General features: G+C 70.0%; 27 protein-coding genes. 12 read left to right on the top strand and 15 right to left on the bottom strand.

The genetic code is table 11. The features are described 5' to 3' along the window. Positions 1-109 precede the first annotated feature (109 nt). The 3 genes from DNL27_RS10815 to DNL27_RS10805 all read left to right on the top strand — a co-directional run bounded on the left by DNL27_RS10815 (position 110) and on the right by DNL27_RS10805 (position 2,801). Complete coding sequence (locus DNL27_RS10815; protein WP_055083610.1) at positions 110-307, top strand: helix-turn-helix transcriptional regulator; 198 nt, start codon at positions 110-112, stop codon at positions 305-307. After that, a complete protein-coding gene (locus DNL27_RS10810) occupies positions 304-1,497 on the top strand; it encodes a type II toxin-antitoxin system HipA family toxin (RefSeq protein ID WP_112235541.1) in 1,194 nt (397 codons plus the stop codon). The genes DNL27_RS10815 and DNL27_RS10810 overlap by 4 nt, the downstream gene beginning before the upstream one ends. A 209-nt stretch (positions 1,498-1,706) precedes the next feature. After that, positions 1,707-2,801, top strand: a complete 1,095-nt coding sequence (locus tag DNL27_RS10805) for an alanine--glyoxylate aminotransferase family protein (protein ID WP_112235540.1) — start codon at positions 1,707-1,709, stop codon at positions 2,799-2,801. A 161-nt stretch (positions 2,802-2,962) separates the two neighbouring features. On the opposite strand, the gene DNL27_RS10800 is transcribed toward DNL27_RS10805, so the two are convergent. The 4 genes from DNL27_RS10800 to DNL27_RS10785 form a co-directional block, all read right to left on the bottom strand. Beyond that, positions 2,963-3,517, bottom strand: a complete 555-nt coding sequence (locus tag DNL27_RS10800) for a type 1 glutamine amidotransferase domain-containing protein (RefSeq protein WP_012399062.1) — start codon at positions 3,515-3,517, stop codon at positions 2,963-2,965. A 144-nt stretch (positions 3,518-3,661) separates the two neighbouring features. Beyond that, the gene (locus DNL27_RS10795; RefSeq protein ID WP_012399061.1) at positions 3,662-4,624 is read right to left on the bottom strand and encodes an aldo/keto reductase; all 963 of its coding nucleotides are present in this window, start codon (positions 4,622-4,624) and stop codon (positions 3,662-3,664) included. A gap of 84 nt (positions 4,625-4,708) precedes the next feature. After that, positions 4,709-5,644 carry a VOC family protein gene (locus DNL27_RS10790; RefSeq protein WP_012399060.1) on the bottom strand — a complete coding sequence of 312 codons (936 nt, stop codon included), beginning with the start codon at positions 5,642-5,644 and terminating at the stop codon, positions 4,709-4,711. 558 nt (positions 5,645-6,202) lie between these two features. Continuing rightward, positions 6,203-7,057 (bottom strand): hypothetical protein, encoded by an 855-nt coding sequence (locus DNL27_RS10785; protein WP_112235831.1) that lies wholly within the window; start codon positions 7,055-7,057, stop codon positions 6,203-6,205. 32 nt (positions 7,058-7,089) lie between these two features. On the opposite strand from DNL27_RS10785, the gene DNL27_RS12185 reads away from it, so the two are divergent. The 4 genes from DNL27_RS12185 (at position 7,090) to DNL27_RS10770 (ending at position 9,247) form a co-directional block, all read left to right on the top strand. Then, positions 7,090-7,236: a hypothetical protein gene (locus DNL27_RS12185; protein WP_162627130.1), complete on the top strand. Its 147-nt coding sequence runs from the start codon at positions 7,090-7,092 to the stop codon at positions 7,234-7,236. Between the two features lie 491 nt (positions 7,237-7,727). Continuing rightward, positions 7,728-7,868, top strand: a complete 141-nt coding sequence (locus tag DNL27_RS12180; protein WP_162627129.1) for a hypothetical protein — start codon at positions 7,728-7,730, stop codon at positions 7,866-7,868. Positions 7,869-7,980: 112 nt separating this feature from the next. Next, positions 7,981-8,361 (top strand): VOC family protein, encoded by a 381-nt coding sequence (locus DNL27_RS10775; protein ID WP_229566896.1) that lies wholly within the window; start codon positions 7,981-7,983, stop codon positions 8,359-8,361. A gap of 448 nt (positions 8,362-8,809) precedes the next feature. Further along, positions 8,810-9,247, top strand: coding sequence for an AraC family transcriptional regulator (locus DNL27_RS10770; protein ID WP_112235537.1), 438 nt, complete (start codon positions 8,810-8,812; stop codon positions 9,245-9,247). A 151-nt stretch (positions 9,248-9,398) separates the two neighbouring features. Here the strand turns inward: DNL27_RS10770 and DNL27_RS10765 are convergent, their stop codons facing one another. Further along, positions 9,399-10,355, bottom strand: coding sequence for a YafY family protein (locus tag DNL27_RS10765; RefSeq protein ID WP_112235536.1), 957 nt, complete (start codon positions 10,353-10,355; stop codon positions 9,399-9,401). Between the two features lie 94 nt (positions 10,356-10,449). Here DNL27_RS10765 and DNL27_RS10760 point away from each other — a divergent pair, with 94 nt between their 5' ends. After that, positions 10,450-11,007: a DUF664 domain-containing protein gene (locus DNL27_RS10760; protein ID WP_112235535.1), complete on the top strand. Its 558-nt coding sequence runs from the start codon at positions 10,450-10,452 to the stop codon at positions 11,005-11,007. Between the two features lie 87 nt (positions 11,008-11,094). On the opposite strand, the gene allB is transcribed toward DNL27_RS10760, so the two are convergent. From allB to DNL27_RS10745, 3 genes are all read right to left on the bottom strand, one after another. After that, positions 11,095-12,393, bottom strand: coding sequence for an allantoinase AllB (gene allB / locus DNL27_RS10755; protein WP_050738130.1), 1,299 nt, complete (start codon positions 12,391-12,393; stop codon positions 11,095-11,097). 497 nt (positions 12,394-12,890) lie between these two features. Continuing rightward, positions 12,891-14,021 (bottom strand): glycerate kinase, encoded by a 1,131-nt coding sequence (locus tag DNL27_RS10750; protein WP_112235533.1) that lies wholly within the window; start codon positions 14,019-14,021, stop codon positions 12,891-12,893. A 193-nt stretch (positions 14,022-14,214) separates the two neighbouring features. Further along, positions 14,215-15,000, bottom strand: a complete 786-nt coding sequence (locus tag DNL27_RS10745; protein WP_112235532.1) for a hydroxypyruvate isomerase family protein — start codon at positions 14,998-15,000, stop codon at positions 14,215-14,217. Positions 15,001-15,196: 196 nt separating this feature from the next. On the opposite strand from DNL27_RS10745, the gene DNL27_RS10740 reads away from it, so the two are divergent. The 3 genes from DNL27_RS10740 (at position 15,197) to DNL27_RS10730 (ending at position 17,494) form a co-directional block, all read left to right on the top strand. Further along, the gene (locus tag DNL27_RS10740) at positions 15,197-16,243 is read left to right on the top strand and encodes an NAD(P)-dependent alcohol dehydrogenase (RefSeq protein WP_012399054.1); all 1,047 of its coding nucleotides are present in this window, start codon (positions 15,197-15,199) and stop codon (positions 16,241-16,243) included. Positions 16,244-16,398: 155 nt separating this feature from the next. Beyond that, the gene (locus tag DNL27_RS10735; protein WP_200568810.1) at positions 16,399-16,875 is read left to right on the top strand and encodes a GtrA family protein; all 477 of its coding nucleotides are present in this window, start codon (positions 16,399-16,401) and stop codon (positions 16,873-16,875) included. Between the two features lie 55 nt (positions 16,876-16,930). Next, on the top strand, positions 16,931-17,494 hold the full coding sequence (locus DNL27_RS10730) for a GNAT family N-acetyltransferase (RefSeq protein ID WP_112235531.1): 564 nt from the start codon (positions 16,931-16,933) through the stop codon (positions 17,492-17,494). 59 nt (positions 17,495-17,553) lie between these two features. Here the strand turns inward: DNL27_RS10730 and DNL27_RS10725 are convergent, their stop codons facing one another. The 3 genes from DNL27_RS10725 to aceB are packed head-to-tail and all read right to left on the bottom strand — an operon-like array spanning position 17,554 to position 21,442. Then, positions 17,554-18,411, bottom strand: a complete 858-nt coding sequence (locus DNL27_RS10725) for a bifunctional allantoicase/(S)-ureidoglycine aminohydrolase (protein ID WP_112235530.1) — start codon at positions 18,409-18,411, stop codon at positions 17,554-17,556. Then, the gene (locus DNL27_RS10720; RefSeq protein WP_112235529.1) at positions 18,408-19,838 is read right to left on the bottom strand and encodes an aldolase; all 1,431 of its coding nucleotides are present in this window, start codon (positions 19,836-19,838) and stop codon (positions 18,408-18,410) included. Before DNL27_RS10720 ends, DNL27_RS10725 begins: the two co-directional genes overlap by 4 nt. Further along, a complete protein-coding gene (gene aceB / locus DNL27_RS10715; protein WP_112235528.1) occupies positions 19,835-21,442 on the bottom strand; it encodes a malate synthase A in 1,608 nt (535 codons plus the stop codon). Before aceB ends, DNL27_RS10720 begins: the two co-directional genes overlap by 4 nt. Before the next feature lie 221 nt (positions 21,443-21,663). On the opposite strand from aceB, the gene DNL27_RS10710 reads away from it, so the two are divergent. After that, positions 21,664-22,425: an IclR family transcriptional regulator gene (locus DNL27_RS10710; protein ID WP_112235527.1), complete on the top strand. Its 762-nt coding sequence runs from the start codon at positions 21,664-21,666 to the stop codon at positions 22,423-22,425. A gap of 185 nt (positions 22,426-22,610) precedes the next feature. On the opposite strand, the gene DNL27_RS10705 is transcribed toward DNL27_RS10710, so the two are convergent. From DNL27_RS10705 to uraD, 4 genes are all read right to left on the bottom strand, one after another. Next, on the bottom strand, positions 22,611-24,179 hold the full coding sequence (locus DNL27_RS10705; RefSeq protein WP_012399047.1) for a nucleobase:cation symporter-2 family protein: 1,569 nt from the start codon (positions 24,177-24,179) through the stop codon (positions 22,611-22,613). 91 nt (positions 24,180-24,270) lie between these two features. Further along, a complete protein-coding gene (pucL, locus tag DNL27_RS10700) occupies positions 24,271-25,155 on the bottom strand; it encodes a factor-independent urate hydroxylase (RefSeq protein ID WP_012399046.1) in 885 nt (294 codons plus the stop codon). A gap of 73 nt (positions 25,156-25,228) precedes the next feature. Beyond that, positions 25,229-25,555 carry a hydroxyisourate hydrolase gene (uraH, locus tag DNL27_RS10695; protein ID WP_012399045.1) on the bottom strand — a complete coding sequence of 109 codons (327 nt, stop codon included), beginning with the start codon at positions 25,553-25,555 and terminating at the stop codon, positions 25,229-25,231. Continuing rightward, positions 25,552-26,046 (bottom strand): 2-oxo-4-hydroxy-4-carboxy-5-ureidoimidazoline decarboxylase, encoded by a 495-nt coding sequence (uraD, locus tag DNL27_RS10690; protein ID WP_012399044.1) that lies wholly within the window; start codon positions 26,044-26,046, stop codon positions 25,552-25,554. Before uraD ends, uraH begins: the two co-directional genes overlap by 4 nt. Positions 26,047-26,071 lie beyond the last annotated feature (25 nt).

The following is a 26,071-nucleotide window of genomic DNA, read 5'->3' as shown; positions in this document are numbered from 1 at the left end:
GACGACGCCGCGGAGCCCAGAAAGGCAACATCTTGCCGGTTTGCCCGGTTTGGCGGCAGAATGGGGTCCACTGAATCGAAATCGGCAACTACTTGCCGGAGGAGGACTGATGCAGGGGATCATGGAGCCCGGCGAGGCCATCCGGCGAGCACGTCGCGAGGCGGGGCTCACCCAGAAGGACCTCGCGGACCTCTCTGGCGTCTCCGAGAGGACGGTGCGCGCCATCGAGACGGGACGGGGCAACCCCACGGTGGCCGCCCTCGTCGCCACGGCCGGTGTGCTCGGTCTGCGGGTGAGCGTGGCATGACGGCAGACGTGCAGCACCTGCGCTCGGTCCGTGCGGCGGACGTCTACAAGGCTGGGCGGTTGGCGGCCCGACTGGAACGGGGCGACGGCGCGAGCACCGTGTTCACCTACGACGGGAACTACGGGCAGCAGGGCGGCCCGCCGGTGGCGACGACGCTTCCCGTCAAGGAGACGCCCGTGACCACGGCCTCGGGCGGGGTCCCCGCGTTCTTCGCGGGACTGTTGCCGGAAGGGCACCGTCTGACCGTCCTGCGGAACGCGATCAAGACGAGTCCCGACGACGAGCTCTCCCTTCTCATGGCCGTGGGGGCCGATGCCCCGGGAGACGTCCAGGTGGTCCCCGCCGGGACCCCTCCGGCCGAGCCCGAGCCGCTGGTCGACACCGCTCACCTGCAAAACGTCGACTTCTCACGGCTCGCCACCGCTCTGGATCTCCACGCCCTGCCGGGTGTCCAGGAGAAGGCCAGCGCGTCGATGCTCACGGCACCCGTGGCGGCAGCGGAGAAGCGATACATCCTCAAGCTCGATCCCCCGGAGCACGCCCACCTCGTGGCCAACGAAGCGCTCCACCTCGCCGCCGCGAGGCAGCTCAGGATCCCGGTGGCCACTGCGCAGACGGTGGTGGACCGCCACGGGGTTCCCGGGTTGCTGGTGGAGCGCTTCGACCGGAGGCAGCTCGGCAGCGGCTGGTCCCGCACGGCGCTGGAGGACGCGTGCCAGGTCATGGGGCTGGCGCCGGCGGCCAAGTACACGTGCACCTCGGAGGAGGCCGTGCGGGCGCTGGCGGAGCAGACAGCCGCGCCCCTGGTGGCCACTAGGAACCTGTACCTCCAGTTCGTGTTCTCGTGGTTGTCCGGCAACGGTGATCTCCACGCCAAGAACGTGTCCGTGCTCGCTGGCGTCGACGGGCGGTTCGAGGTGGCCCCCGTCTACGACGTGCCCTGCACGCTCCTGTACGACGACAGGACCCAGGCGCTGCCGGTGGACGGGCGGACCAAGAACCTCAGGGCGAGCCACTGGGCTGCCTTCGCCCGTGCCATCGGGCTCCCGGAGCGTGCAGCGCACTCAGCGAACGCGCTGGCGCTCAGGGCTGCGTCCGCCGTTGACCTCCATGCGCTGCCGTTCCACGGGTCGCCCCTGCGATTCGCGGAACGCGAGCTGCGTCAGCGGCGCTCCGAGCTCGCGAACTGAGCCCAGCGGCGTCGCCAGGGTGCGGAGCGCGGAGGGGATGACGCCGCGGCCCTGTCGGCACCGGCACGCGCGGGGATCGCGCCGCGTGTGATCTGGCTCTACCCTGGAGGCGGCCCCGCACACCACAGCGCGCCGCCGTCCGCCGGTGCTCCCGCGGACACCGCCCCGCGAGGACGCGAGTTCGGCTGGCGCAGTCAGGAGACCCTTCCATGAGCGACATCCTCACCGTCCGACACCTGTTCGGCCCAGGCCCCACCAACCCGTACCCGGAGGCCACCGAGGCGCTGGCCCGTCCGCTGCTCGGCCACCTGGACCCCCAGTTCCTCGCCGTCATGGACAGCGCCTGCGACGGTCTCCGGGCGGTGTGGGGCACCGAGAACCGCCGCACGCTCCCGCTCTCGGCCACCGGTTCCGCTGGTATGGAGGCGGCGTTCGTGAACTTCGTGAACCCGGGGGATCCCGTGGTGATCGCGGTCAACGGCCTGTTCGGGGAGCGCATGTGCGACGTCGCTGCCCGTTGCGGCGCCGAGGTCACCCGCGTGGACTTTCCCTTCGGTGAGCCCGTGGACGCCCAGAAGGTGGCCGCCGCGCACCCCTCACCCAAGGTCATCGCCGCCGTGCACGCGGAGACCTCCACGGGTGTGCGCTCGGACATCGCCGCTCTCGGCGCGCTCAAGGGGGATGCGCTGCTGCTCGTGGATGCCGTGACCTCCATCGGCGGCATCGAGCTGAAGGCGGACGAGTGGGGGATCGACATCGGCTACGCCGGCACCCAGAAGTGCCTGGGCGTGGCTCCCGGTCTGGCTCCGTTCACCGTGTCGGACCGCGCCTGGGAGCGCCGTGTGGAGAAGCCCCGCTCGTGGTACCTGGACCTGGGTATGCTCGGCGGCTACGTGGGGGAGGCCTCCGGGGCCACCCGCACGTACCACCACACCGCGCCGGTGGCGATGGTCGCCTCCCTGGAGGCTGGTCTGCGCCGCGTCCTGGCGGAGGGACTCGACGCCGTCCGCGCCCGTCACGATGCCGCTGGCCGTGCGCTGCAGGACGGTCTGCAGGAGATGGGCCTGGAGCTGTTCGCCCGGGAGGGGTACCGTCTGCCGGAGCTGACTACCGTGAAGGTTCCCGAGGCAGTGGACTCCGCAGCCGTCCGCAGGGAGCTGCTGGAGACCTACAGCATCGAGATCGGCCCCGGGGTGAAGGAGTACGCGAACACCGTGTGGCGCATCGGACTCATGGGTCCGAACGCGTGCCCCGAGTCGGTGACGCTCATTCTCGGCGCGCTGAGGAACGTGCTGGGCCGCTGACCGCCCACGGCTGCTGAGCGGCCGCGCCTGTCGCGCGCCCCTCGGTCGGCCACCCCGGTGGGCGACGCCGGGCGGCAGGAACCAGCAGGCTGACACACGAGAACGGCGGGCCCCACCAGGGTGGTGGGGCCCGCCGACGTGGTGCGGTGTGAGCGTGGGGATCAGGCCGTGAGCTGGTCCTCGATGGCGCCCACGAACGCGTCCAGGTCACCGGGGTTGCGGGAGGTGATCAGGGTCCACTCCTTGGCGGGGCACACCTTGACCTCCTGGTCCACCCAGTTGCCGCCGGCGTTGACGATGTCCGTCTTCACAGACGGGTAGGACGTCAGGGTCTTTCCGTCCACCAGGCCGGTCTCCACGAGCAGCCACGGGCCGTGGCACAAGGCGGCCACTGGGCGGCCGGAGGACGCGAAGGCCTTGGCGGTCTTCTGTGCATCCTGGTCCAAGCGCAGGGCGTCTGCGTTGAGGGTCCCGCCGGGCAGCAGCAGCAGGTCGTACTCGGACTCGTTGACGCTGGAGATGGTCTGGTCCACGGGGAAGGTCTCCCCCCGGTCCCAGTCGCCCACGAGGGACTTCACCTCGCCGGTCTCGGGGGCGGCCACCGTGACCTCCGCCCCGTCAGCCCGCAACTTCTCCAGGGGCACCTTCAATTCGTCCTGCTCCACGCCCTGGTTGGTCACCAGAACGAGAATCTTCTTGCCGGATAGTTCAGCCATTGTCGAGAATCCTTTCTCTTGATTGGTGACTCCACTGTGGCACCGCGGCACTTTCCCTGGCAAGGATGTCCCCGCCGGTTCCGCTGTCAGCGACACGATCATGACGCCGCCGCGCGGCGTCTGCTGCGTGCACCCAGCGTCCCCTCACGCGAAGGGCTGCGACACCCGGTCCAGTGCGGCGATGTCGTCCGCGCCCAGGTGCAGTGCGGGCGCCGCCACCAGCGAGGACAGCTGCGCGGCGGAGGATGCGGAAGCAATGGGTGCGGTGACGCCCTTGGCGAGCAGCCATGCGAGGGCCACGGTGGCCGGCTCGGCGCGGTGCCTGTCCGCCACGGAGACCAGTTCCTCCACAACCGCGAAGCCCTCGGGGGAGACGTACTCCCGGGCCATCTGCTCGCGGGCCGCTCCTTCGAGGTCATCGGTGGTGCGGTACTTGCCCGTGAGGAAGCCGGAGGCCAGGGAGAAGTAGGGGAACACGGCAGCGTCGTACTCCTGGGCGATCGCGGCGTAGTCCCGCTCGAAATCGCGGCGGTGCACCAGGTTGTACTGCGGCTGGATGGCCGCGGGAACCGCCATGCCGCGCTCGCGGGCCACCGTGAAGAACTCGCGCATGCGCTGCGGCGAGTAGTTGGACAGCCCTACTGCGTGCACGCGCCCGGAGTCCACGAGCTCGTGAAAGGTTTCCACTTGCTGCTCGATGGGCGTGTCCGCGTCGTCATAGTGTGCGTAGTAGAGGTCCACGTAGCCGGTCTGCAGCCGGTCGAGGGACGCCTCGAGAGACGCCACCACGGTGTCGTGGGCCAGGCCGCGGAACTGCGGGTGCGCACCGGTCTTGGTCGCGAGCACCACGGAGTCACGGTTGCCGCGCGCCGCGAACCAGCGCCCCAGAACCGTCTCGGACTCCCCGCCCTCGTGGCCCTCGGCCCACACGGAGTACATGTCCGCGGTGTCCACGAAGTTTCCGCCCGCGGCCACGAAGGTGTCCAGGACGTCGAAGGACTGCTGCTCGTCGCTCGTCCACCCGAACGTGTTCCCGCCCAGGTTCAGCCGGAAGATCTCCTGCTCGATCCCGGCGATCCGTGCGGTGGTGGGTGCGTGCTGGCTCATGAGAACCTCCTGCGGTGGTGTGGTGGCCGGTCGGGGCCTTTCCCTTGGCGACTGTAGCAAGCCGACATGACGGGGCGGGCAGTGTCAGGCGACGCCCGGCGCGGGGGCCTGCGCGACCTGGATGAGAGTGCCCCATGGGTCCTCGAAGCGCAGCACGGCGCCGTCGTGGCGGGTGGTCACCCGGTGGTCCGTGAGGCGCTCCTCCAGTGCGGCGATGTCCTCGCCGGTGGGGAGGTCGATGTTGACCTGGCCCAGGCCCAGGGACGCGGCGCGCGGACCGGCGCCCGCGCTGTTCCACGTGTTCAGAGCGATGTGGTGGTGGTAGCCGCCCGCAGAGATGAACAGGGCGGACCCTGCGTCGCTCATCACCTCGAAGCCGAGCGTGTCCACGTAGAACTCGCGCCCGGTGGGAATGTCGCCCACCTGCAGGTGGACGTGACCCAGCGTGGAGGCCGGTGCCGTGGCTGGCTGTGGTGCCTCCCGGGACAGATTCGTGCGCAGGAACTCGTTCGGGTCCAGATAGTTGGAGGCCAGGCTGAGCAGGCCGTTCGCCTCGCGCTGCCAGGTCTCCCGGGGGCGGTCGGCATAGAGCTCCACGCCGTTGCCCTCGGGGTCCGTGAAGTAGAAGGCCTGGCTGTAGAGGTGGTCCGCGGAACCCGTGAAGGTCCCCGGTGCGAAACGGGCCATCGAGGCGAGCGCGCGGGCCAGGGCGGCGTCGTCGTCGAAGAGCACGGCGGTGTGGAACAGGCCCGCCTGGTTCGGGCGCCAGGATGGCAGGTCCGTGACGCGGCGCAGGCGCAGGACCACGCGGCCGTCGTGGCCCAGTACGGCGGTGTCCCCGGAGTGCTGCAGGACGTCCAGGGTCACGCCGGTGGAGTAGTAGGCGATCATCCCGTCCAGGTCCTTCACGAGCAGCTCCACGGCACCCATGGTGGTGCCGTCGGAGAGCAGGTCGTCCGCCGGGCGGCGGCGCAGGCTGCGGGGATCGGGGCGCTGGATGAGCAGGGACACGGGAACCACTTCCTTGTCGGGGACGGCCCGGGAGGCCGCCGGAATACTCAACACATTACCTGGGAAATAGTTACTGCCACAAGTACATCCGGGCAGAAACATGGATGCACGTCAACAAAAAGCCACCTTGTAATGGGCCAATCATCACGTCGACCCTCGGGCGGCCAACCGACCCTGACCACTCGGCCGAGCCCTGGTCGACGGGTCTGGATGTGTCGAGCAGAGAGGGGGCAGACCCGCGGGGGAGTTCCTGGACCGGCACCCCGAGCAGTTCCTCGCCGCCTGCGGGCAGCACCTGGGCCTCACGGCGCTGGCCACGGTGAGCCCTCGTGCTCGTCCTTCCCCTGGGCCTTGCGCTGACCCGCGGCCCGCTGCATCGACTCGGGCGTCCCGCGCTCGTGGCCGCGGGCATCGGCGAGGGGGCCACTCGCCATCGGTCTGGTGGTGCTGCTGGCGTGCGTCCCGGGATTCGGGGTCCGCTCCTCGGTCGCGGGCCTCGTGGCCTGTGTGGCGCTCCCGGCTCTACGGGTCTCCATGGCGTGGCGGGCACCCCCCGGCGGGTGGTGGTCAGCCGCCCTGCTCCTGGATGATCGCGATTTTCTGCCACACCTTCCGCGCCATGTCCGACGTGAGGGCCTCGATGCCCTCCACGGCGTCCAGCACGTCTGCGTCCGTGGTGTCCTCTGCGAACAGTGCGGCGGTCTTGCCCACGAGCGAGAGCATCTCCGTGCAGTAGTCCAAGTACTGGGTCATCTCCGTGCGGGTCATGTCCAGGTCGCCGCCCCGCTCTCCGGCGGACGACGCCGCCCCGCGGCCCGGCACGGGACCGCCACCGGCGTCCCGTGGGCCGGACGGCGACGTCGTGCCCCCGGTCTCCGGTGCGCTGCCCGGCAGGCGCTCGGGGACCTTGACCAGCTGGTGCATGTCGATCACGTGCGCGAGCGAGCGCAGCCGGTGCAGCACGCGCAGCACCCGGGCGCGCTCCATGCGCTGCGGCACGGCGATGAGGAAGAAGATGGCAATGCCCGCGAAAACGAGGTCGTTGACCACCGTCTCCAGCAGGGGCAGCCAGTCCACCGGGCCGAGCGCGTCCGGATTGGACCAGATGCTCGCCGCGGCCAGGGCGATCGCCGTGCCGAAGACCAGTAGCACCGCCAGCACACCCAGCCGTGAGAGGACCCGCGCCGAGCGGATCCGGCGTCTGCTGATGCCACCGCCCTCGATGACCTCGTCCACGAGGGCGATCAGTTCACCTCCCACCTCCCACAGGCTGCGCCGGGGGAAGCGGGCGTAGACCCGCCGCTGCAGGGTGGCCGCGGAACCGCGGACAGCCGCACTGTCGAGGCGCTGGTACCGGCTGCCCGCGGGGGGCCCGTCGTCGTGGTCGTCAGGGCGTGCGGGCAGCGGGTGTGGAGAGCGCATCCCAGCAGGGTACGCGAGCATCGCCTTGTCCCGTGCGGCCGCGGGCGTCAGGCGCGCAGGGGCTCCAGCTGGGCCCCGAGGGCTTCTTCGACCGCTCCCCGGTCCTGGACGACCTCGCGCCAAAGAAGGACCACTGCGGCGAGGGCGAAAACGACGCGGCCCCGCGCTGCGGGTCCTGAGGTTCCGGTCTCCAGGCTGGCGCGGTAGTGCGTGAACGAGGCGCCGGCTCCCTGCGGGGGAGCGGGCGTCTCTGCGTGGAGTCGTCAGGGGGCGACAGCGCCTGGGCGCGTCACTTGGCGTTCGGGGCGAGCCTCACGAGGATGATGAGGAGCACCGCGATGGCGCTCGTGGAGTACGAGTGGAACAGGCCGGACGTGGTCCCCGCAGTGAGCTTCAGGATGATAGCCACGATGCTGGCCAGAATCGCCAAGGTACTTCCGATATAGACAAACATCTTGACCCCGAACTGCACACCGGCGGTCCTCTTCTCTGTCATGACCGTTCCCTCCCCCCCCCCCTGGCGCCCCGGCGGGGCGGTTCTTTTTCGCTCATCGTGGCGGAGGGGGACGTCTGCCGCAAGACACAGTTCGGGTGCCGGAAGATTCTCGGCGGGGACTGTCTGCGCCTCTCCTGCTCTTGTTGTACGAAGGGGCCGAAGTCAGGGAGTCCCGTGGAGTTCGCGACGGGGCGGAACTGGTTCGTCGTCGACTACTCTGCAGCGCCGAACGGGGCGACGACGGACCTTGACGTGGACATGAAGGACCTCGCGGAGAAGCTGGACGCGCACTACATCTCGGCGGACGGAGAATAGTCCGGCGGGTGTGAGAGAGGAGTTCAGGCACAGCGACGTTGGCCCTGGCACATGGCACCGACCCGTGATTCGCCGGCCTGCCGCCGTCGGTGCCGTCTTCTACTGTCGGTGCGTGACCACTCGAGTGGCGCCCCTCGCCTCCATCTCCATCGACTGTCCTACCCCCGATGAACTGGCACCCTTCTACAAGAGCCTCCTGGATCTCGAGGAAGCCTTTGTCATGCCCGACCGAGCTGTCGTCTGCCTGAGCGGAGCCAGCCCCATGCTGACGCTGATGAGGGTGAACAAATACGAAGCACCGACGTGGCCGCAGGGGCCGCAGTTTCAACAGATGCACCTGGACCTGGCTTCTGAAGACCTGGAGGTCGATGTGGCGGCGGCCATCAAGATCGGCGCCCGCGAAGCGAATTTCCAGCCCTCACCCGAACAGTGGCGCGTCATGCTCGATCCGGTGGGTCACCTCTTCTGCATGAGCGCTGTTCGTCCGGACTGACCTGGAACTCAAACCGATCTGTACCGTCACCTACTCCACGGAAGGACGTCGCGAGGTGGACAACGACTAAGAGGCCCTGGCCGATGTGGCTGAGCGCGGGGAGCCGACCGCGATTCCCCGGGACCGAGCTTCACGGGGCGGCCGCGGCCGCGGAGCACCGCCGGGTGCTGATGGAAGCTACCGGAACCGCAGACCTGGACGAGTTGGCCCGCATGGCGATGGGTCGTCCCGCGGTGGGCCCTTCCGAGGGCGCTTCTACCTTACTGCGTGCATGGGTGCTGAAAGACCGGGTGGACGCTCTTCCACAACGTGAGTGCCGCAAGGAATTCGACATCGTGCGCGCAGCCCTGGCCACCTGTGGGCCGGTTCAGGGGGCCTAATCTCTCGTTTCTGAGTCATTTGGTGCGAGTGCTTGAAAACCATCCAAAATCTCGGCTACACCTAGCGCATGAGCAACTACCCAGCCCGCCATACTTTAGGGCGGATCGATGTCGTTACCCTCGAAGATCTTCCGGCGCTGAGCCGAGATTTCCCCTTGGAGCTTTCCCGCATTCAGGCCGGATGGCCCGACTTTGAGCACGCTTTCGACTCTCTGAGGGGGCGGCGCATGATGGGGCTCATCTATGACGGGCAGCATGTCTACCGCATGTGCTCGACCCGCTTGGACCGCGACGCTGACAACCCTTTGGGCCTGGACGAGACAACGATTTCAGGTGGGGCTTACTTGCGGCTCCGCCTGCGAGGCGAAGTACCAGCGGTCTACCAGCAGATCGGCGAGGCGTTCGACGTCCTCTTTGGTCACGCGGAATACGACTCCACCCGGCCCTCGATCGAAAGTTACCGACGTGAGGGCGAGATCGACTGTCTCGTGCCAATCCTTCATTAGCTCGGATGAGGGTTTCTGCGTCTTCGGAGCGGACTGGTAGTTCGATCCGTCGTCTGGGCGCGGGGCACTGGGCGCTGTGAGCGGTTCGGAGAAGAGGGTGCTGGCCCAACGAACTACTCTAGTGTCCGATGTTCACCTCCGCCGGTATCTCTTAGCCCGCACCTCGCGCGTGGTCGGAAATGCGGGCCATGGCCTCCCGGAACGGGTTTGCTTCTGCCCCGTCCAAGACTGTGACGGGAGTTTTGAGATCGCGACTGATCCACAGCATGTGCCAGGCGAGGTCGTCCCAGTCGGGCGCACCCACTAGGAACCGGCAACCGCGGGGAGTGGGTTCGAGGTCGGCGCGGTAGGGAGCCGGGACGCGGGCACTGACCTTCTCCGCGGCAATGCCCATCTCCACACGGACACGACAGGGGTAGCGGTGGGGGAGATCCTGCTGGAACTCCGGTGGGGCTGTCTCCCGTGGCTCGAACTGCCAGGTGGTGCCACGGAGGTCGGTCATCCGGTCCAGGCGGAACACCCGCCAGTCGTCCCGGTCGCGGTCGAAACCTTGCAGGTACCATTGCTCTCCCTGGGTCAGGAGACGCACCGGCTCTACTTCTCGTGCGCTCGTCTCACCCGTGGCCTTGCAGTAGTCGAACCGCACCAGTGTGCGGTTGCGCTGTGACGTGGCGAGCCGCTGGAGGACTACGAGATCCACGGGTGGGCGGTTGCCCGGGAGGGCGCGGGTGGCCCCGTCGACGGCCGCGGCGAGGGCCCGCAGTTTCGGTGGCAGGACCTGGTCGAGCTTCGTCAGGGCACGCAGTGCCGCTTCCCCCACCTCGTCAGCCCCTGAGAGCGCACCCATCCGGAGGCAGGCAACCAGGGCGACAGCCTCGTCGTCGTCGAGGAGCAGGGGAGGCAGGCGGCGCCCGGCACCCAAGCGGTATCCGCCGTCCAGCCCTGGCGCGGCTTCTACGGGATAGCCCAGCTGCCGCAATCTGGTGACGTCCCGACGCACGGTGCGCTCCGTGACCTCGAGACGCGTCGCGAGCTCCCGCGCCTGCCACGTGGTGCGAGCCTCCAGCAGTCCGAGCAGACGCAGGACGCGCTGAGTGGTTTCCGCCATGCCTGCATTCTTCTCGACGCAGCGGACCGGAACTGTCCGCAACACCGGGTGTCATGGTCCCGACAGCACCCGCTGACCCTGAGAGGACATCACCGTGTACCTGCCCCAGATCGACGATGAACGCACCACTCTCTGCAACTACCTGGATGTTCAGCTCGATGCGATCCGCGCGAGTTCCTACGGACTCGACGACGCCCAGGCACGTCGCACGCCCCTGCGCGGCGCCTTGAGCATCAGCGGGATCACCAAGCACATCATCTTCTGCATGAAGCAGTCGCTCTCCGGGGCGGGACACCACGAGCACGACCAGCCGTTCGAGGCGTTCTTCGTGAGCTTCACACCGTCGGACGAAGAGGAGATCACAACGCTGCTGGAGACCTTCGATGCGGTCCGCGGCGAGTACATGGAGATGTGCCGTGACGGTGACCTCGACGCGGAGCTGCCCGTGGGTCCCATGCCCTGGGTGGGCATGAACGACGCTCGCCCGGCGAAGCTGCGGTACCTCTACGTGCACCACGTGGAGGAGTTCGCCCGGCACGCGGGCCAAGCCGACGTCATCCGTGAGGAGATCGACGGCGCCCAGGCCGCTGAACTGCTCGCGGCGGTCGAAGGACGACCCGCGAATGACTTCGTGACCCCCTGGAAGGTCTGACAGCGCCGTCGTCCGGAACGCCCGGACCTGGACGACGGGCAGACGACGCCGTGCCCCGTCCCGCGAAGGCGGGGCACGGCGCCGTCGTCAGACCTGGCCGTGCGAGATCAGGCGGCCGGTGGGGGTCTCGTAGTCCACCTCGCGGCCACCCACGAAGGTCCTGCGGACCTTTCCGGAGAGCACCTTGCCCTGGTACGGGGTGATGGGGTTCTTGTGGTTGAGGCGCTGGGCGTCCACCACGTAGCTCTCGTCCGCGGCGAAGACGGCCATGTCCGCGTCGTAGCCCAGGGACAGCTTGCCCTTGCCGCGCAGGCCCACGCGCTCGGCAGGGCGCGTGGACATCCACCGCACCACGCGCTCGAGCCCGACCCCGCGGCGTCGTGCCTCGGTCCAGATCAGGGACAGGCCCAGCTGCAGCGACGAGACGCCGCCCCACGCGACCCCGAAGTCCCCGTTGCCCAGGTCCTTGAGGTCCAGCGTGGAGGGGGAGTGGTCCGAGACGATGTAGTCGATGGTGCCGTCGATCAGCCCCTCCCACAGCTTCTCCCGGTTGGAGACCTCGCGCACCGGTGGGCAGCACTTGAACGCGGTGGCGCCGTCCGGGATCTCCTCGGAGAGCAGCGTGAGGTAGTGCGGGCAGGTCTCCACGGTGATGTCCAGGCCGTCGTTCTTGGCGGAGCGGATCATGGGGATCGCGTCCGAGGAGGACAGGTGCAGGATGTGCGAGCGGGCCCCGGTCCAGCGGGTGCGCTCGATGACCTCCGCGATCGCGATGTTCTCCGCCCCGCGCGGGCGGGACTTCAGGAAGTTCTCGTACACGTTGCCGTGGGGCTGCGGGGCCTTGTCGATGGTGCGGGAGTCCTCCGCGTGCACGATCAGCAGCGAGTCGAAGGTCTTGATCTCCGCGAGTGCCTCCTCCATCTCGTCCGCCTCCAGGTGCGGGAACTCGTCCACACCGGAGTGCAGCAGGAAGCACTTGAAGCCGAACACGCCGTCGTCGTGCAGGGGCCGCAGGTCCTCCTTGTTGCCGGGGATCGCCCCGCCCCAGAAGCCGATGTCCACGAACGCGTTCTGCTGCGCGAACAGCCGCTTGTACTCGAGTGCGGCGGTGTTCACGGTGGCGGGCACGGAGTTCAGGGGCATGTCCACGATGGTGGTCACGCCACCCGCCGCGGCCGCCCGGGTGGCGGTGGCAAAGCCCTCCCACTCGGTGCGCCCGGGCTCGTTCACGTGCACGTGGGTGTCCACGAGGCCAGGCAGCAGCGTCTCGTCCTCGGCCAGCTCCACGACCCGCGCGCCCTGCAACCCGGCCCCGAGCGGTTCGATCGCGGCAATCTTGCCGTTCCGCACCCCTACCTCCCGGGGCACGAAGTGGTCCCCGCACATCACCCGGTGGCCGCGGACCACGAGGTCGAACTCGCCGGCCCTCCGTCCGGTGCTTCGGGCCTCCGCAGACTCGTCCGCGCCCGTGAGATGGTGCTCGGCCCGGTACTCCCGGATCAGTTCACGGACGTGCTCCGCGCCGTTCACCTCGGCGGCCAGCGCGATCTGCGCGGCGCGCTCCTCCTCCCGCTCGGCCCGGGTCGCGGGGGTTTCCGCGAGATTCGAGTTCTGCTCTGCGACCTCCTCGGGGGACTCGTCGCGCTCGGGGGACGACGCCGCCCGCTCCACCTTCGCGCGCACGTCCACCGTGGCCTGCTCGTCGTTCCGGGCGGGGTCCGTGGCGGCCGCGTCCTCGGGCCGCTGCGGCGCGCTGTCCGAGGCCGCGGCGGCGTCGTGCGAGGGCTTGCGGGAACCGCGCTGGGGTGAGGCGTTCATGTCGGTGGTCCTTTCGGTGGGGCGTGCCGGGGTGGTCGCTGTGGAAGTGGGTGGGCGTGCGGGTGCTACTGCGAGCGTAGGCGGTGACCCACCTCACGCAGCAGGCGCGGGGCCTCGCGCATGGAGGTGGCCGCGTCGGGGGCGATGGCGCACAGCTCGTGGACGGCGGTGAAGCCCGCCCCGGTCAGCGCCTCCGGCGACAGCGTGGTGCGGCCGCACACGGCGATCACCGGAACTCCGCGGCGCTGGCCCACGCGCAGCACGCCCAGCGGGGTCTTGCCGCCCAGGCTCTGCTCGTCCAGGCTGCCCTCGCCCGTGATGAGCAGGTCCGCGCCCGCCACGGCGGCGTCCAAATCCACGAGGTCCAGGACCACGTCCACGCCGGGCCTGCGCTCGGCCCCGAGCACGGCGAGCGCCGCGTACCCCACGCCACCGGCGGCACCCGCTCCCGGGGCATCGGCGGCGGCGCGGGCGGGTTCGCCGAGCGCGTCCGCGAGCCGGTCGCGGAAGGTGCCCAGGGCGGCGTCTAGCTCCGTGACGTCCCGCGGCGAGGCGCCCTTCTGGGGGCCGAACACGGCGGCGGCTCCGCGCGGGCCGGTCAGGGGGTTGTCCACGTCTGCGGCCAGCACGAACTGCGCGTCCCGCACGCGGGGGTGCAGCCGGGAGGCGTCCACGGTGTGGAGGTGCGCGAGAGCCGCGCCGCCGCGGGGCAGGGGCTCGCCGTGCCCGTCCAGCAGCCGCAGACCCAGGGCGGTGAGCATCCCGGCGCCGCCGTCCGTGGTGGCGCTGCCGCCCACGCCCAGGACCACGTGCGTGCACCCGGCGTCCAGGGCGGCGGCGATCAGCTCGCCCGTGCCGTGGCTCGTGGCGGTGCGCGCCTGCAGCGCGGGCTCGCCGCCGCGGTGGGGCAGGGCGGCCAGGCCCGAGGCCAGCGCCATCTCGACCACGGCCTCGTCCCCGCGCCGGGCCCACGCCGCGGCCGCGGGATCGCCCGCCGGGCCCGTGACGGTGAGGTCCAGGCGCGTGAAACCGGCCTCCAGGGCGGCGTCGAGCGTGCCCTCGCCGCCGTCGGCCACGGGCAGCTCCACCACGTCCGCCTCCGGGGAGGTGTCCCGGATCCCGGCCGCGAGGTGGGCGGCGGCCTCGCGGGCGGTCACGGAGCCCTTGAACTTGTCAGGTGCCACCACGATGCGCACGGCGTCTCCTTGCTGAGGGGTCTCGGTCACGGCCGGCGCGCGCCGGTGGTGCGCGCCCCGCAGGGCCATTCCAGCGCGACGACGCCGCGGGGCCCCGTTCCGCGCACCGCCCGGCGCGAGCGCGCTGGCACCGCACTGCGCGGGCGCTCGAACGTGCGCGGTGTGGCCAGGCGCATGACCGGTGACGCCGCGCTCATGCCCGCTCCGACCGCGGCAACCACGCGAACGGGTCCTCGCAGGACGGCGCGTATTCGAGAGCGACGTCCCCGGTGTAGCCGAGCTCGCGGGACCGGGCCACCCAGTCGAGCAGCGGCAGCCCACCGGTGCCCGGTTCGTGGCGGCCGGGGGCGTCCGCGATCTGAACGTGACCGAAGTCCGCGGCGTGGGCCTCGATGACGGCGGGAACGTCGTCGCCGTTGACGACCAGGTGGTAGAAGTCCGCGAGCAGCCGCACGTTCTCCCGGTCCACGGCGTCGACCACCTCGAGTGCGTCCGCCGCGGTTCTGAGGGGATAGGTGGGGACGCCGGAGACCGGTTCGAGCAGCACCGTGCCGTCCAGCGGGGCGAGCACGTCCGCGGCGTGGCGGAGGTTCGCGAGCGCCGTCGTCCGCTGCTCCTGCGCGGCGAGACCGTCGAGGCGGTTGCCGTGCAGCGCATTGAAGTGGCGGCACCCCGTGGCGCGGGCGATCTCCGCGACCACGTCCACGTTCGCGCGGAACTCCGCCGTGCGGGAGGGATGGGAGAGCACGCCGCGCTCGCCGGCGGGCATGTCCCCGGCGTAGAAGTTGAGTCCGGTGAGCTGGACACCCGCCTCCTGCAGGGAGGCGACGAACGCGTCCACCTCCTCTTGAGGTGGCGTGGGGGATCCGAACGGCCACCAGAGCTCCGCCCGCGTGAAGCCGTGCCGGGCCACCGCGGCGGCGCGGTCGAGCAGGGGGAGGTCCGCGAAGACGATCGAGGCGTTGACGGTGTAGGACATGCTTCTCCTCAGGTGCCGCGGGACCGCAGGTTCCGCAGAGAACGGTGCAACATCATCCGAGACTACAAACCGGGGCACGCGGTCAGCGCGATGAGGGGCCGCTCCCGTGTCCTCGTGCAAGGTCCCATTCCGCCCTCACCGAACTGCTTTCCCCCGAAATGACGTACCGCCAGGGGCAGGTCTAGAGTCACCTCCCATGACTACCAATGTTGCTGCCTACCAGGCCGTCGCCTCCGGTGCCCCGCTCGAGAAGGGCACCATCGAGCGTCGGGACCTGCGCCCGGACGACATCCGCATCGAGATCGAGTTCGCCGGCATCTGCCACTCGGACATCCACACCGTGCGCGAGGAGTGGGGACCGATCAACTTCCCCATGGTCCCGGGCCACGAGATCATCGGCCGCGTGACCGAGGTCGGTTCCGAGGTCACGGAGTTCTCGGTCGGCGAGCGCGCCGGCGTCGGCTGCCTGGTCGACTCGTGCCGCGAGTGCGAGTGGTGCCTGAAGGGCGAGGAGAACAACTGCCCGAAGGCCGTGGGCACCTACAACGGCAAGGACCGCTTCGACGGTCGCCCCACCGACGGCGGGTATTCGACCGAGATCATCGTCTCCGAGGCCTTCGCCCTCCACATCCCGGAGAACCTGGACCCGGCCGCCACCACGCCGCTGCTGTGCGCGGGCATCACCACGTACTCCCCGCTGCGCACGTGGGGCGTCACCGAGGGGTCCAAGGTGGCCGTGGTGGGCATGGGTGGGCTGGGCCACGTGGCCGTGAAGCTCGCCGCCGCCATGGGGGCCGAGGTCACCGTGATCAGCCAGACCCGCTCCAAGGAGGAGGACGGCCGCCGATTCGGCGCCACGAACTGGATTGCCCGCAAGGAGGACCCGGAGGCCCTGAAGGAGCACAAGGGCGAGTTCGACGTCATCATCAACACCGTGTCCGCACACATCGACGTCCAGGAGTTCATGGCCACCCTGCGCCCCCACGGCGCCATGGTGCTGCTGGGTCTGCCCACCGAGACCCTCGAGGTGAAGGCCCCGCTGCTGGTCAGCGGCCGCAAGTCCCTCACGGGCTCCAACATCGGCGGCATCCGCGAGACCCAGGAGATGCTGGACTTCTGCGGTGAGCACGGGGTCACCGCGGAGATCGAGCTGATCAACGCGGAGGACGTCAACGACGCCTACGACCGCGTGGTGGACTCGGACGTCCGCTACCGCTTCGTGATCGACGCGAAGACCATCTGAGAGACCGTGCAGCATGCTCAACGCCCCGGGCCACGAAGGTCCGGGGCGTTGAGCATGCACGGGCCGTGTCCCGCCCCCGTGTAGATTGTGGAGCCGCGCCCGTGCGCTGGAAGCGCTCGCGAACACGGGCCTGACTCGTTCACAGGGAAGGCACCATGACGCAGTCCGTCGGGACCGGATCGACCTCGACCACCCGGGGCAAGCGCCAGATGCGGTTCCTGGCGGTGGGCGGCATCTGCTACCTCATCACCATCGGCATCAACTTCCTGCTCAAGTGGACGGTGCTGGAGGAGAAGCCCACCACCGCGCTGCTCATCGCCACCACGATCGCCAGCGTGGTCTCGTACTCGCTGAACAAGAGGTGGACCTTCAGCTCGCGAGGCAGCAAGCACCCGGGAGTGGAGGCGTTCCTCTTCGCGGTGGTCACCGGGATCGGCATCGTGATCAACAGTGTGCCGCTGTACATCTCCCGCTACGCCCTCGGCTTCGAGCACCCTCCGCACTCCCTCCTCTTCCAGGAGGTGGCGGACTTCGTCTCCGGGCCCATCCTGGGCACTGCCCTGGCCATGGTGTTCCGCTGGGTGGCCATGGACCTCATCGTCTTCGTGGAGCGCAAGGCCGACGACGCCTGACGCCACCTGCGCTCCGGTGGGTCTGCGGGCGGTCGCATGTGGCTACCCTGAGCCCATGCCCCGAACTCTGGACGATCTCACCTGGCCCCGCCACACCGAACGGCTCACCGTGGGTCGCCCTGCCCCGGGAGATGCCGACGTCCTGTGGGAGTTGAAGAGCGACCCGGAGCTGAACCGCTGGACCACCCGGATCTATGCCTCGCGCGAGGAGTTCCGCGCGGACTGGGACGCACTGGCCGCCACCCACCTGATGGCCCACTGGGCCGGGCGGCTCGCGGCCTATCTCATGGTCAAGCACCAGGACGCGTGGTCCCAGGCGGACGTCACCGAACAGGCCCGGGGGCAGCAGGTGGAGCTCGGCTGGGTGGTGGCACCCTGGGCTCAAGGTCGCGGGGTCGCCACGGAGCTCGTGCGTGAGGGCTTGGCCATTGCCTTCGCCATGGGTGTCCACCGGGTGGAGGCCAGCTGCTTCGCGGAGAACACCGGATCCTGGAAGGTCATGGAGAAGGTGGGGATGCGGCGGGAGATCCACAGCGTGAAGGAGTCCCTGCACCGTGACGGTCAGTGGCACGACGGCTACGGCTACGCGATCCTCGCGGAGGAGTTCCGCGGGCGGTGAACCCGTGAGGAGCCGCCGGGCACAGCGCCCGGCGGCTGCCTCTCAGACGAGTGCGACCCTCACCGCCCCGCGTGCCCTCCCAGGCCCAGCGGCGCATGCCGGTTCACGTCCTTGTACAGCAGGTACCGGAACGGCTTGGGACCCCCGGCGTAGCAGGCCTGGGGGCAGAAGGCGCGCAGCCACATGAAGTCGCCCTCCTGGACCTCCACCCAGTCCTCGTTGAGCCGGTACACGGCCTGGCCTTCCAGCACGTAGAGCCCGTGCTCCATCACGTGGGTCTCCGCGAAGGGGATGATCCCGCCGGGCAGGAACGTCACGATGGTCACGTGCATGTCGTGGCGCAGATCCTTCTGGTCCACGAACCGCGTGGTGGCCCAGCGCCCCTCGGTGTCCGGCATGGGGGTGGGCTCGATGTTCCGCTCGTTGGTCACGAACGACTCCGGCTTCGGGATGCCCGCGACCTTCTGGTAGCGCTTGCGGATCCACATGAACCGGGTGTGCTCGCCCCCGCGGTTGTGCGCGGTCCACGTCTCGCCGGGCGCGATGAACGCGTACCCGCCGGGCGCGAGCTCGTGGGTGTCCCCGTCCCCGGGCTCGTCGCCCAGGGTGAGCTCCAGGGAGCCCTCCATCACGAACAGCACGGTCTCGGCGTCCGGATCGTCCTCGGGCTTGTCGGAGCCGCCGCCGGGCGCCACCTCCACCAGGTACTGCGAGAACGTCTCCGCGAACCCGGTCATGGGCCGCGCGAGCACCCACAGCCGCGTGTCCTCCCAGAACGGCAGGTAGGAGGTCACGATGTCCCGCTGCGTGCCCCGCGGGATCACGGCGTACGCCTCCCGGAACATCGCGCGGTCCGTGAGCAGGTCCGTCTGCGGCGGGTGCCCCCCGCGGGTGGCCCAGTACGTGCGCTCGGTCATGGGGTCTCTCCTGTCTCGGGGCTCGTGCGCTCTCCCGCGGACGACGACGCCGCTGCGCCCGGGTTCGCCACGGCCCGCACCGTCTCCGGGTCCAGGCCCTTCTCGCGCAGCTCGTCCTCGCTCACCGCACCGCACAGTACCCCGCGCACCACGTAGCGGGCGAGGGCCCGGGCGGTGGCGGGCTCGTCCGCCACGTCCGCCGTCTCGATGCCCGGCACGGACCGGCCGGCGTACACAACCAGGCGGCGGGCGGCGTCGTCGAACGCCCCGCGGTAGAACGCGTAGTTGGTCAGGAAGCGCGTGGGCAGCTGGTGGGCGTGCAGGTCCCAGCCCTGGTAGAAGCCGCGCTCCAGGGAACGGCGGACCAGGCTCGCGTGCAGCGCCCAGGTCTCGCGGCGCTGGGCGGCGTCCCCCACGGGCAGCCGGTTGGTGGAGCCGTCCGAGAGCCGCACGCCCGTGCCGGCCACGGCCACCTGCATCACGTTCTTGGCGTGGTCCGCGGCCGGGTGCTCCAGGGACTGGAACTGCCCCGAGATCCCCAGGGAGGCGGAGTAGTCGTACGTGCCGTAGTGCAGGGCCGAGACCCGACCCTCCGCGGCGCGCAGCATCGCCGGAATGGGGCACGTGCCGTCCGGGCCCAGGATCATGGCCGGGGTCTCCATCTGGATCTCGAAGCGCAGCCGCCCGGCGGGCAGGCCCAGGGCGTCCTCGAATGCCTCGCACGCCTCCACCATCACGGCCACCTGCTCCACCGCGGAGACCTTGGGCAGGGTGAGCACGAGCCCCTCGGGGAGCCCGTCCTCGCTGATCCCGGCTTCCGTGAGCCCGCCCTCGCGCACGAGGGTGCTCAGGAACAGGTCCAGGGTGCGCAGCCCGCGGGCCCGGGTGGCCGCCTCGAAGCACTTGAAGCGGATGCCCGCGAAGGCCGGGGCCGGAGCCGCACCGCTCGCCCGGTTTCGGGCGAACGCGGCCACCGTGTGGGCGGCGCGCACGGCGTCGGCGTCCTCCTCGGCGTCCGGGCGCTCGCCGTAGCCGTCCTCGAGGTCCAGGCGGAGGTCCTCGACGGGTTCCTCGCGCAGCTTGCGCGCCACCTGCTGGATGAGATCGGGTGCCGCCGCGTCGTCGACCCCGGCGAGCTCGGCGAGGGCCGCGAGTCCGCCCGCCTCCTCGGCCGCCGACGCCGCCGCGGCACCCCACTCGGCGGGCGTGCGCTCCGTGACGAGGTCCGCCGGGACGTAGCACGTGTGCACGGGCTGGCGGGTCCCGGAGTCCCCGGGAAGGAACCGTGCGAGGTCGGCGTCCGTGCCCGCGAGCAGCAGGTCCGCCCGGGCCAGGAAGCCCTCGGGCAGAGAGGGGGCGGCCCCCGCCGCGCCGCGTGGGGCGGTCGTGGCGGGGGCCGAGGAAGCGTCCGGGTGCGCCGGTGTCACTTGCTGCCTTCCATGAGGTCGTAGGCGGACAGCGTGAGGAACGCCGGGTAGTCCTCCTTGAGCACCATGTCCGCGATCAGCCGGCCGGCGGGCACGAACCACTTCTCGAAGTTCTCCTCGTCGATCTCCCCGCGCAGCACGTCGAGCTGGGTGTCCAGGGCGTCGGCGACCAGCTCGCGCGTGGCGGTGTTGCCGGTGTCCGTGTAGACCACACCGTTCTTGATCTGCTGCCAGATCTGCGAGCGGGAGATCTCCGCGGTAGCGGCGTCCTCCATGAGGTTGTGGATGGCCACCGCGCCGTTGCCCGAGAGCCACACGGCCACGTAGCGGATGGCCACGTACAGGTTGGCGTTGAGCTCCTTCTCGGTGCGCTGGTCACCCGCGGAGGGCACGTCCAGCAGCATCTCGGCGGTCACGTCCACGTCCGGGCGCTGGTGGTCCACCTGGTTGGGGTTCTCCCCGAGCACGCCGTCGAAGACCTCCTGGCACACGGGCACCAGGTCCGGGTGGGCCACCCACGAACCGTCGAAGCCGTCCCCGGCCTCACGGGTCTTGTCGTTGCGGACCTTCTCGAACGCGGCCTTGTTGATCTCCTCGTCCTTGCGGGAGGGGATGAACGCGGCCATGCCGCCCATCGCGAAGGCACCGCGCTTGTGGCACGTCTGCACCAGCAGGTCCGTGTAGGCGCGCATCAGGGGAGCGGTCATGGTCACGGCGGAGCGGTCCGCCAGGATGAACTTCTCCCCGGCGTCGCGGAAGTACTTGATGATGGAGAACAGGTAGTCCCAGCGCCCGGCGTTGAGCCCGGAGGCGTGGTCCCGCAGCTCGTAGAGGATCTCGTCCATCTGGAACGCGGCGGGGATGGTCTCGATCAGCACGGTCGCACGGACGGTGCCGTGCTCGATGCCCAGGTACTCCTCCGCGAACGTGAACACGTCGTTCCACAGCCGCGCCTCCAGGTAGGACTCCATCTTGGGCAGGTAGTAGTACGGGCCCTGGCCGTTCTCGATCAGCTGCTTCGCCGTGTGGAAGAAGTGCAGCCCGAAGTCTGTGAGGGAGCCGGAGCCGGTCTTGCCGTTGACCGTGATGTTGTACTCGGGCAGGTGCCAGCCGCGCGGACGCATGACCACCACGGCCAGCGGCACGTCCTCGCGCAGCTTGTACTCCTTGCCCTCCGGGGAGGTGAAGCCCAGGGTGCCGCGGGCGGCGTCGCGCAGGTTGGTGATCGCGTCCACCTGGTTGGCCCAGCTGGGGGAGGCGGCGTCCTCGAGGTCCGCGAGCCACACCTTGGCGCCGGAGTTCAGCGCGTTGATGGCCATCTTGGCGGGCGACGCCGGCCCGGTCATCTCCACGCGCCGGTCCTGCAGCGCCTCGGGCGCCGGGGCGACCTTCCAGTCGCCCTCCCGGACCTCGCGGGTCTCGGGGAGGAAGTCCATGGTGCCGGTCTCGGCGGCCTTAGCACGGGCGGTCTCGCGCTGGCCGAGCAGCTCCTCACGGCGGTCCGCGAACTTCTCGTGCAGCGCCTCGACGAACGCGAGGGCCTCCTCCGAGAGGATCTCGTCCGCCGCGGCCACGTTCTGCGGGGTGGTGTGGGTGATGCTCATGGAGTGCCTCCAAGTATCCGTATTGTGGAAAAATTATTCCATTAGCACGAGTTTAGACATAGGATGTGACCCAGGACAAGGTCTCGCTGAGACGCGGGCCACACACGCGGGGCGTCACTCGGATGGCACGACCCGGGCCACACCCGTTCGGTCCCGCCGCGGCGCGCGCCGGTCGGCGGAGTGCCCCGCACGAGACCACCAACCACCAGAGGAGCACACGGATGCCAGAGGCCAGGAGCACGGGTGGGGTGCAGTCCGTCGAACGGGTCTTCGGCCTGCTCGACATCATCACCGCCGCCGGGGGAGAGATCTCGCTGAGCGAGCTGGCGTCCAGGGCGCAGCTGCCGCTGCCCACCATCCACCGGCTGCTGCGCACGCTGATCCCCCTGGGCTACGTGCGCCAGCTGCCCAACCGCAGCTACGCGCTGGGCCCGGGGCTCATCCGGCTGGGCAACGCCGCCGGGCTCGCGCTGGGCACCTACGCGCAGCCTGTGCTGCAGGGGCTCGTGGACGAGCTCGGGGAGTCCGCCAACATGGCCGTGCTGGACGGGCGCATGGTCGTGTACGTGGGACAGGCGCAGTCCTCCCACTCCATGCGCATGTTCACCGAGGTGGGCCGCCGCGCGCACCTGCACGGCACCGGCGTGGGCAAGGCCATCCTGGCCACCCTGCCCGAGCACCAGGTGGTCTCGATCGTCACGTCCATGGACATGTCCACCCCCACCGAGAAGAGCCTGGGCACGGTGGAGGAGCTGCTCGCGGATCTCGCACTGATCCGCGAGCGCGGCTACGCGGTGGACGACGAGGAGCAGGAGATTGGCGTGCGCTGCTTTTCCGTCCTCGTCCCGGACACCCCCACCCCCACGGCCATCTCGGTGTCCGGGCCCACCACGCGCGTGGACTGGGACTTCGGCGAGCGCGCCGTTCCGCTGCTGCGCGAGGCCGCGGCGCAGCTGTCCGGGCAGCTCTCCCGGGTGGGCTGAGGCGGACGACGACGCCGTGCCCGTCCGCGTCTCCCGCGCTGCGGCGCCCGCGGACGGGGCCGAGTGCGAGGGTGCGGGTCAGTGGCGCTGCGGCAGGGCGGCGTCGTCACCCCGCGCTGCGTCTCGACGACGACGGCGCCGCGCCCTCGGCAGGGGGCGGCGCCGTGGCGCGTCGGGGCAGCGGGTCAGCGCTCTCCGGGGTCCTCGGGATCCTTGCGGACCAGCGGGATCTCCTGGGTCAGCGGCGCGGGGACCACGTCGCCGGACGCGGTGATCACGGGCACCTCGTTGCCCTCCGAGTCCAGCAGCCTGCCGTCCTTGACGGTGTCCCCCTCCTGCAGGTGGCTCTGCAGGTGCTCGAGCGCCTCCAGGGGCACGTAGCGCGGCGGGGCCTCCGTGAACACCGAGCCGCTGCCCTCCGGGGGATTGCCGACCGTGATCTCGTTGAACAGGATGTTGAGCACCACGGCGGCCACCGCGGCGGAGCTGATGCCCGAGTGGAAGATGGTTTCGAACCACGTGGGGAAGCCCGCGTAGATCTTCGGGGCGGCAATGGGCAGCATGCCGATCCCGATGCTCGTGGCCACGATGATCAGGTTGGGCGTGCCCTCGAACTTCACCTTTCCCAGCGTGCGGATTCCCGACGCCGCCACGGTGCCGAACAGCACGATGCCCGCACCTCCCAGTACGGGCACGGGCACGGCCGCGACCACGCGGCCCAGGCCGGGCAGCAGCCCCAGCAGCAGCATGATCACGCCGCCGGCGGTCACCACGAAGCGGCTCTTGACCCCGGTGATGGCCACGAGACCCACGTTCTGCGCGAACGCGGACTGGGTGAAGCCGTTGAACACGGGGGAGATGAAGGAGGCGCCCATGTCCGCGCGCAGCCCGTCCGCGATCCGCCTGCGGTCCACGTCCGTGCCCACGATCTCGCCCACGGCAATGATGTCCGCGGTGGTCTCGGTGAGGATCACGAGCACCACGATGGTCATGGAGATGATCGCGGCGGGCTGGAACGTGGGCGCCCCGAAGGCGAACGGCTGCGGGAGGGCGAACAGGGCGCCGTCGCCCACGCGCGAGAAGTCCGCCATGCCCAGGGCCACGGCCAGCAGCGTGCCGAGCACGATGCCCAGCAGGATGGACAGCCGCGAGACCAGGGCGCTGCGCACCTTGGACAGCACCATGATGGTCAGCAGGGTGGCCCCGGCCAGGCACACGTTGTGGAAGATGGCGTTCTCGTCACCCTTGGCGGCCACCGCGGCGCCACCCATGGCCCACTGGGCGGCCACCGGGAACAGGGAGAGCCCGATGGTGGCGATGACCACGCCCGTGACCACGGGTGGGAAGAAGCGGATGATGCGCGCGAAGAACGGCGCCAGCACGAAGCCGATGGCCGCCGAGACCATCACCGCCCCGAACACGGCCTGGATGCCGCCGCCCCCGTTGACGATGGCCGTCATGGTGGCCACGCCCGCGAACGAGGTGCCCTGCACCAGGGGCAGCTGGGAGCCGAAGAACCTGATCCCGAAGGACTGCAGCACCGTGGCGAGCCCGCCCACGAACAGGCAGCACGCCACCAGCAGGGCCTGCTCGTTGGCGGACAGACCCGCCGCACCTCCCACGATCAGCGGCGGGGCGATGATGCCGCCGTACATCGTGAGCACGTGCTGGAAGCCGTAGCCGAAGCTCGGCCCCACGCCGAGGAACTCGTCCTCGGGGCGGGTTGCCCTGGCGGGGGCGGTGGTCGATGCCATGGTGGACCTTCCTGGGGGTGCGTGGCCGCGGCCCCCGCCGAGGAACTACCCGGCGGGGGCCTGCGCGGTGGTGCCGTGGTGGGTGGGCCGCTCAGCAGAAGCCGGCGATGCCCACCCAGGCGTTCTCGTCCGGCTGGGCGTCCTTGCGCTGCACCGTGGCCTCGATCAGCCCGAACGGGCGGTCCGCCGCGTAGTGGGTCTCGTTGTCGTTCGGCAGGTCGCAGAACCCCAGGTCGTAGACGAAGTGGTGCTTGTTGGGGCACGAGAACTTGATCTCGTCGATCTCCGGGTGCGCCTCGATCACGGCCTTGCCCATGAGGTAGAGCGTCTCCTGCAGGGCCCGGGAGTAGTGGTCCGTGAACTTGTCCAGGATGATCTTCTTGACGTCCTCGTACACGGCGTCGAAGTCCACGTCCGTGGTGCTGTAGCGCCACCGGGTGGCCACGTCCGTGGACATGATCCGGTCCGTGGTCTCCGGCAGGGTGGTGTACTGGTCCTTGGGGTAGCCCTGGAACCCGGACTCCGTGGACTTCAGGACCGTGAGGTCCTTGAAGCCGGAGATCACGGTGCTCCTCGGGCCGTCCGTGACCACCACGGCGGTGCGGACCTCCTGCTTGTTCTGCACGAAGCAGTGGTCGTTGTCGTTGATGCGGTCCCACGCGTGCTCGTCCGCGGCCCACCGGCCGCCGGAGACCCACTCGAACTCGGAGGTGAAGTGCTCCGAGAGCTTGAGCAGCAGCGCCTCGGGGGAGTCCACCCCGTACTTCTGGACGAACGCGAACACGGTGTTCTTCTGGGTGTCCGTGGGCACACAGTGCGCGTTGTCCCCCTGGGTGTGCACGGCCTCGAAGTCGCCGCGCAGCTGGGACGTGACCACCAGGTCCCGGATCACGTGGCGGTCGGTGTCGCGGTGGATGCGCACCACGTGGTTCTCGGCCTTGCCGTACTGGTTCTTCCCGAGCACTACGTCGGTCATGGTCCTCTGCTCCTTCGTCAGGAATGCGTGGCTGGTGGATCGGCAGTCGTCGACCGTGGGGTCGGCTCCTGGGTCAACTGCCGCGGTACGTGGAGTACGCGAACGGGCTCAGCAGCAGGGGCACGTGGTAGTGGCCCTGCTCCTGCCGCGCCGTGAAGTCCACCGAGACGAACGGGTAGAACGTCTCCAGCTCGCGCCCGGCGAAGTACGGCTCGGTCGCGAAGATGATCCGGTAGTGGCCGGACTCCAGGGTTTGGGGGCCGAGCTCGCCGACCCGGCCGTCCTCGTCGGTGGTGGCGGTGGCCAGTTCGCGGCCCTCGCCGGTGAGGAGGGTGACGCGGATGCCGGCGGCGGGGCAGCCGTGCACGGAGTCGAGGACGTGGGCGGAGACGAAGCTCATGACAGCATTCCTTCGAGTCGCAGGACGGCGATCTGGCGCAGCTGCTCGGCCACTTCGCGGCGCTCGTCCTCGGGGGTGTTGGTCATCCGGCGCCGCGCCTCGGCGAGGATCTCGGGGAGGCTGCGGCCCGCGGCGCGGATCAGGAACACGTGGCCGAAGCGCTGCTGGTAGTCCAGGTTGGCGCGTTCCAGCTCCGCCCTCACGACGGCGTCCGCGTCCCCGAGCGCGGACTGCTCACCGCGGGAGAGGCTCGCCTCGGCGGAGTCGCCCTCCGCGCGGCGGCCGATCATCGGGTGGTGGGACAGCGCCCGGTCCAGCTCCTCGTCCGTGAACGGGTGGGCGGCCGTGCGGGCGGTGTCGAGGGCTGCGGCCACCGTGGCGTACGGGCGGTGGGACACGACGTCGTCGATCCAGCGGGGCACGTCCAGCGCCGGACGCACGGCGGCGGCGGCTGCTGCGGCGTCGAGCCTGTTGAAGTCGGTGAGGTCCACGGACCGCTCTCCTCGCCCTGGTGGT

The organism is Kocuria sp. BT304, from assembly GCF_003290245.1.
Classification (GTDB): domain Bacteria; phylum Actinomycetota; class Actinomycetes; order Actinomycetales; family Micrococcaceae; genus Kocuria; species Kocuria rhizophila_A.
The sequence above is the reverse complement of the archived record's forward strand: the minus strand, read 5'-3'. Positions and strand labels throughout refer to the sequence as shown.

Excerpts from the sequence above, each read along its gene's own strand:
- DNL27_RS10815 (WP_055083610.1), top strand. The coding sequence starts at position 110 with ATGCAGGGGATCATGGAGCCCGGCGAGGCCATCCGGCGAGCACGTCGC.
- DNL27_RS10810 (WP_112235541.1), top strand. The coding sequence starts at position 304 with ATGACGGCAGACGTGCAGCACCTGCGCTCGGTCCGTGCGGCGGACGTC.
- DNL27_RS10805 (WP_112235540.1), top strand. The coding sequence starts at position 1,707 with ATGAGCGACATCCTCACCGTCCGACACCTGTTCGGCCCAGGCCCCACC.
- DNL27_RS10800 (WP_012399062.1), bottom strand. The coding sequence starts at position 3,517 with ATGGCTGAACTATCCGGCAAGAAGATTCTCGTTCTGGTGACCAACCAG.
- DNL27_RS10795 (WP_012399061.1), bottom strand. The coding sequence starts at position 4,624 with ATGAGCCAGCACGCACCCACCACCGCACGGATCGCCGGGATCGAGCAG.
- DNL27_RS10785 (WP_112235831.1), bottom strand. The coding sequence starts at position 7,057 with ATGCGCTCTCCACACCCGCTGCCCGCACGCCCTGACGACCACGACGAC.
- DNL27_RS10770 (WP_112235537.1), top strand. The coding sequence starts at position 8,810 with ATGAGCAACTACCCAGCCCGCCATACTTTAGGGCGGATCGATGTCGTT.
- DNL27_RS10765 (WP_112235536.1), bottom strand. The coding sequence starts at position 10,355 with ATGGCGGAAACCACTCAGCGCGTCCTGCGTCTGCTCGGACTGCTGGAG.
- allB (WP_050738130.1), bottom strand. The coding sequence starts at position 12,393 with ATGTGCGGGGACCACTTCGTGCCCCGGGAGGTAGGGGTGCGGAACGGC.
- DNL27_RS10745 (WP_112235532.1), bottom strand. The coding sequence starts at position 15,000 with ATGTCCTACACCGTCAACGCCTCGATCGTCTTCGCGGACCTCCCCCTG.
- DNL27_RS10740 (WP_012399054.1), top strand. The coding sequence starts at position 15,197 with ATGACTACCAATGTTGCTGCCTACCAGGCCGTCGCCTCCGGTGCCCCG.
- DNL27_RS10735 (WP_200568810.1), top strand. The coding sequence starts at position 16,399 with ATGACGCAGTCCGTCGGGACCGGATCGACCTCGACCACCCGGGGCAAG.
- DNL27_RS10730 (WP_112235531.1), top strand. The coding sequence starts at position 16,931 with ATGCCCCGAACTCTGGACGATCTCACCTGGCCCCGCCACACCGAACGG.
- DNL27_RS10725 (WP_112235530.1), bottom strand. The coding sequence starts at position 18,411 with ATGACCGAGCGCACGTACTGGGCCACCCGCGGGGGGCACCCGCCGCAG.
- aceB (WP_112235528.1), bottom strand. The coding sequence starts at position 21,442 with ATGAGCATCACCCACACCACCCCGCAGAACGTGGCCGCGGCGGACGAG.
- DNL27_RS10710 (WP_112235527.1), top strand. The coding sequence starts at position 21,664 with ATGCCAGAGGCCAGGAGCACGGGTGGGGTGCAGTCCGTCGAACGGGTC.
- DNL27_RS10705 (WP_012399047.1), bottom strand. The coding sequence starts at position 24,179 with ATGGCATCGACCACCGCCCCCGCCAGGGCAACCCGCCCCGAGGACGAG.
- pucL (WP_012399046.1), bottom strand. The coding sequence starts at position 25,155 with ATGACCGACGTAGTGCTCGGGAAGAACCAGTACGGCAAGGCCGAGAAC.
- uraH (WP_012399045.1), bottom strand. The coding sequence starts at position 25,555 with ATGAGCTTCGTCTCCGCCCACGTCCTCGACTCCGTGCACGGCTGCCCC.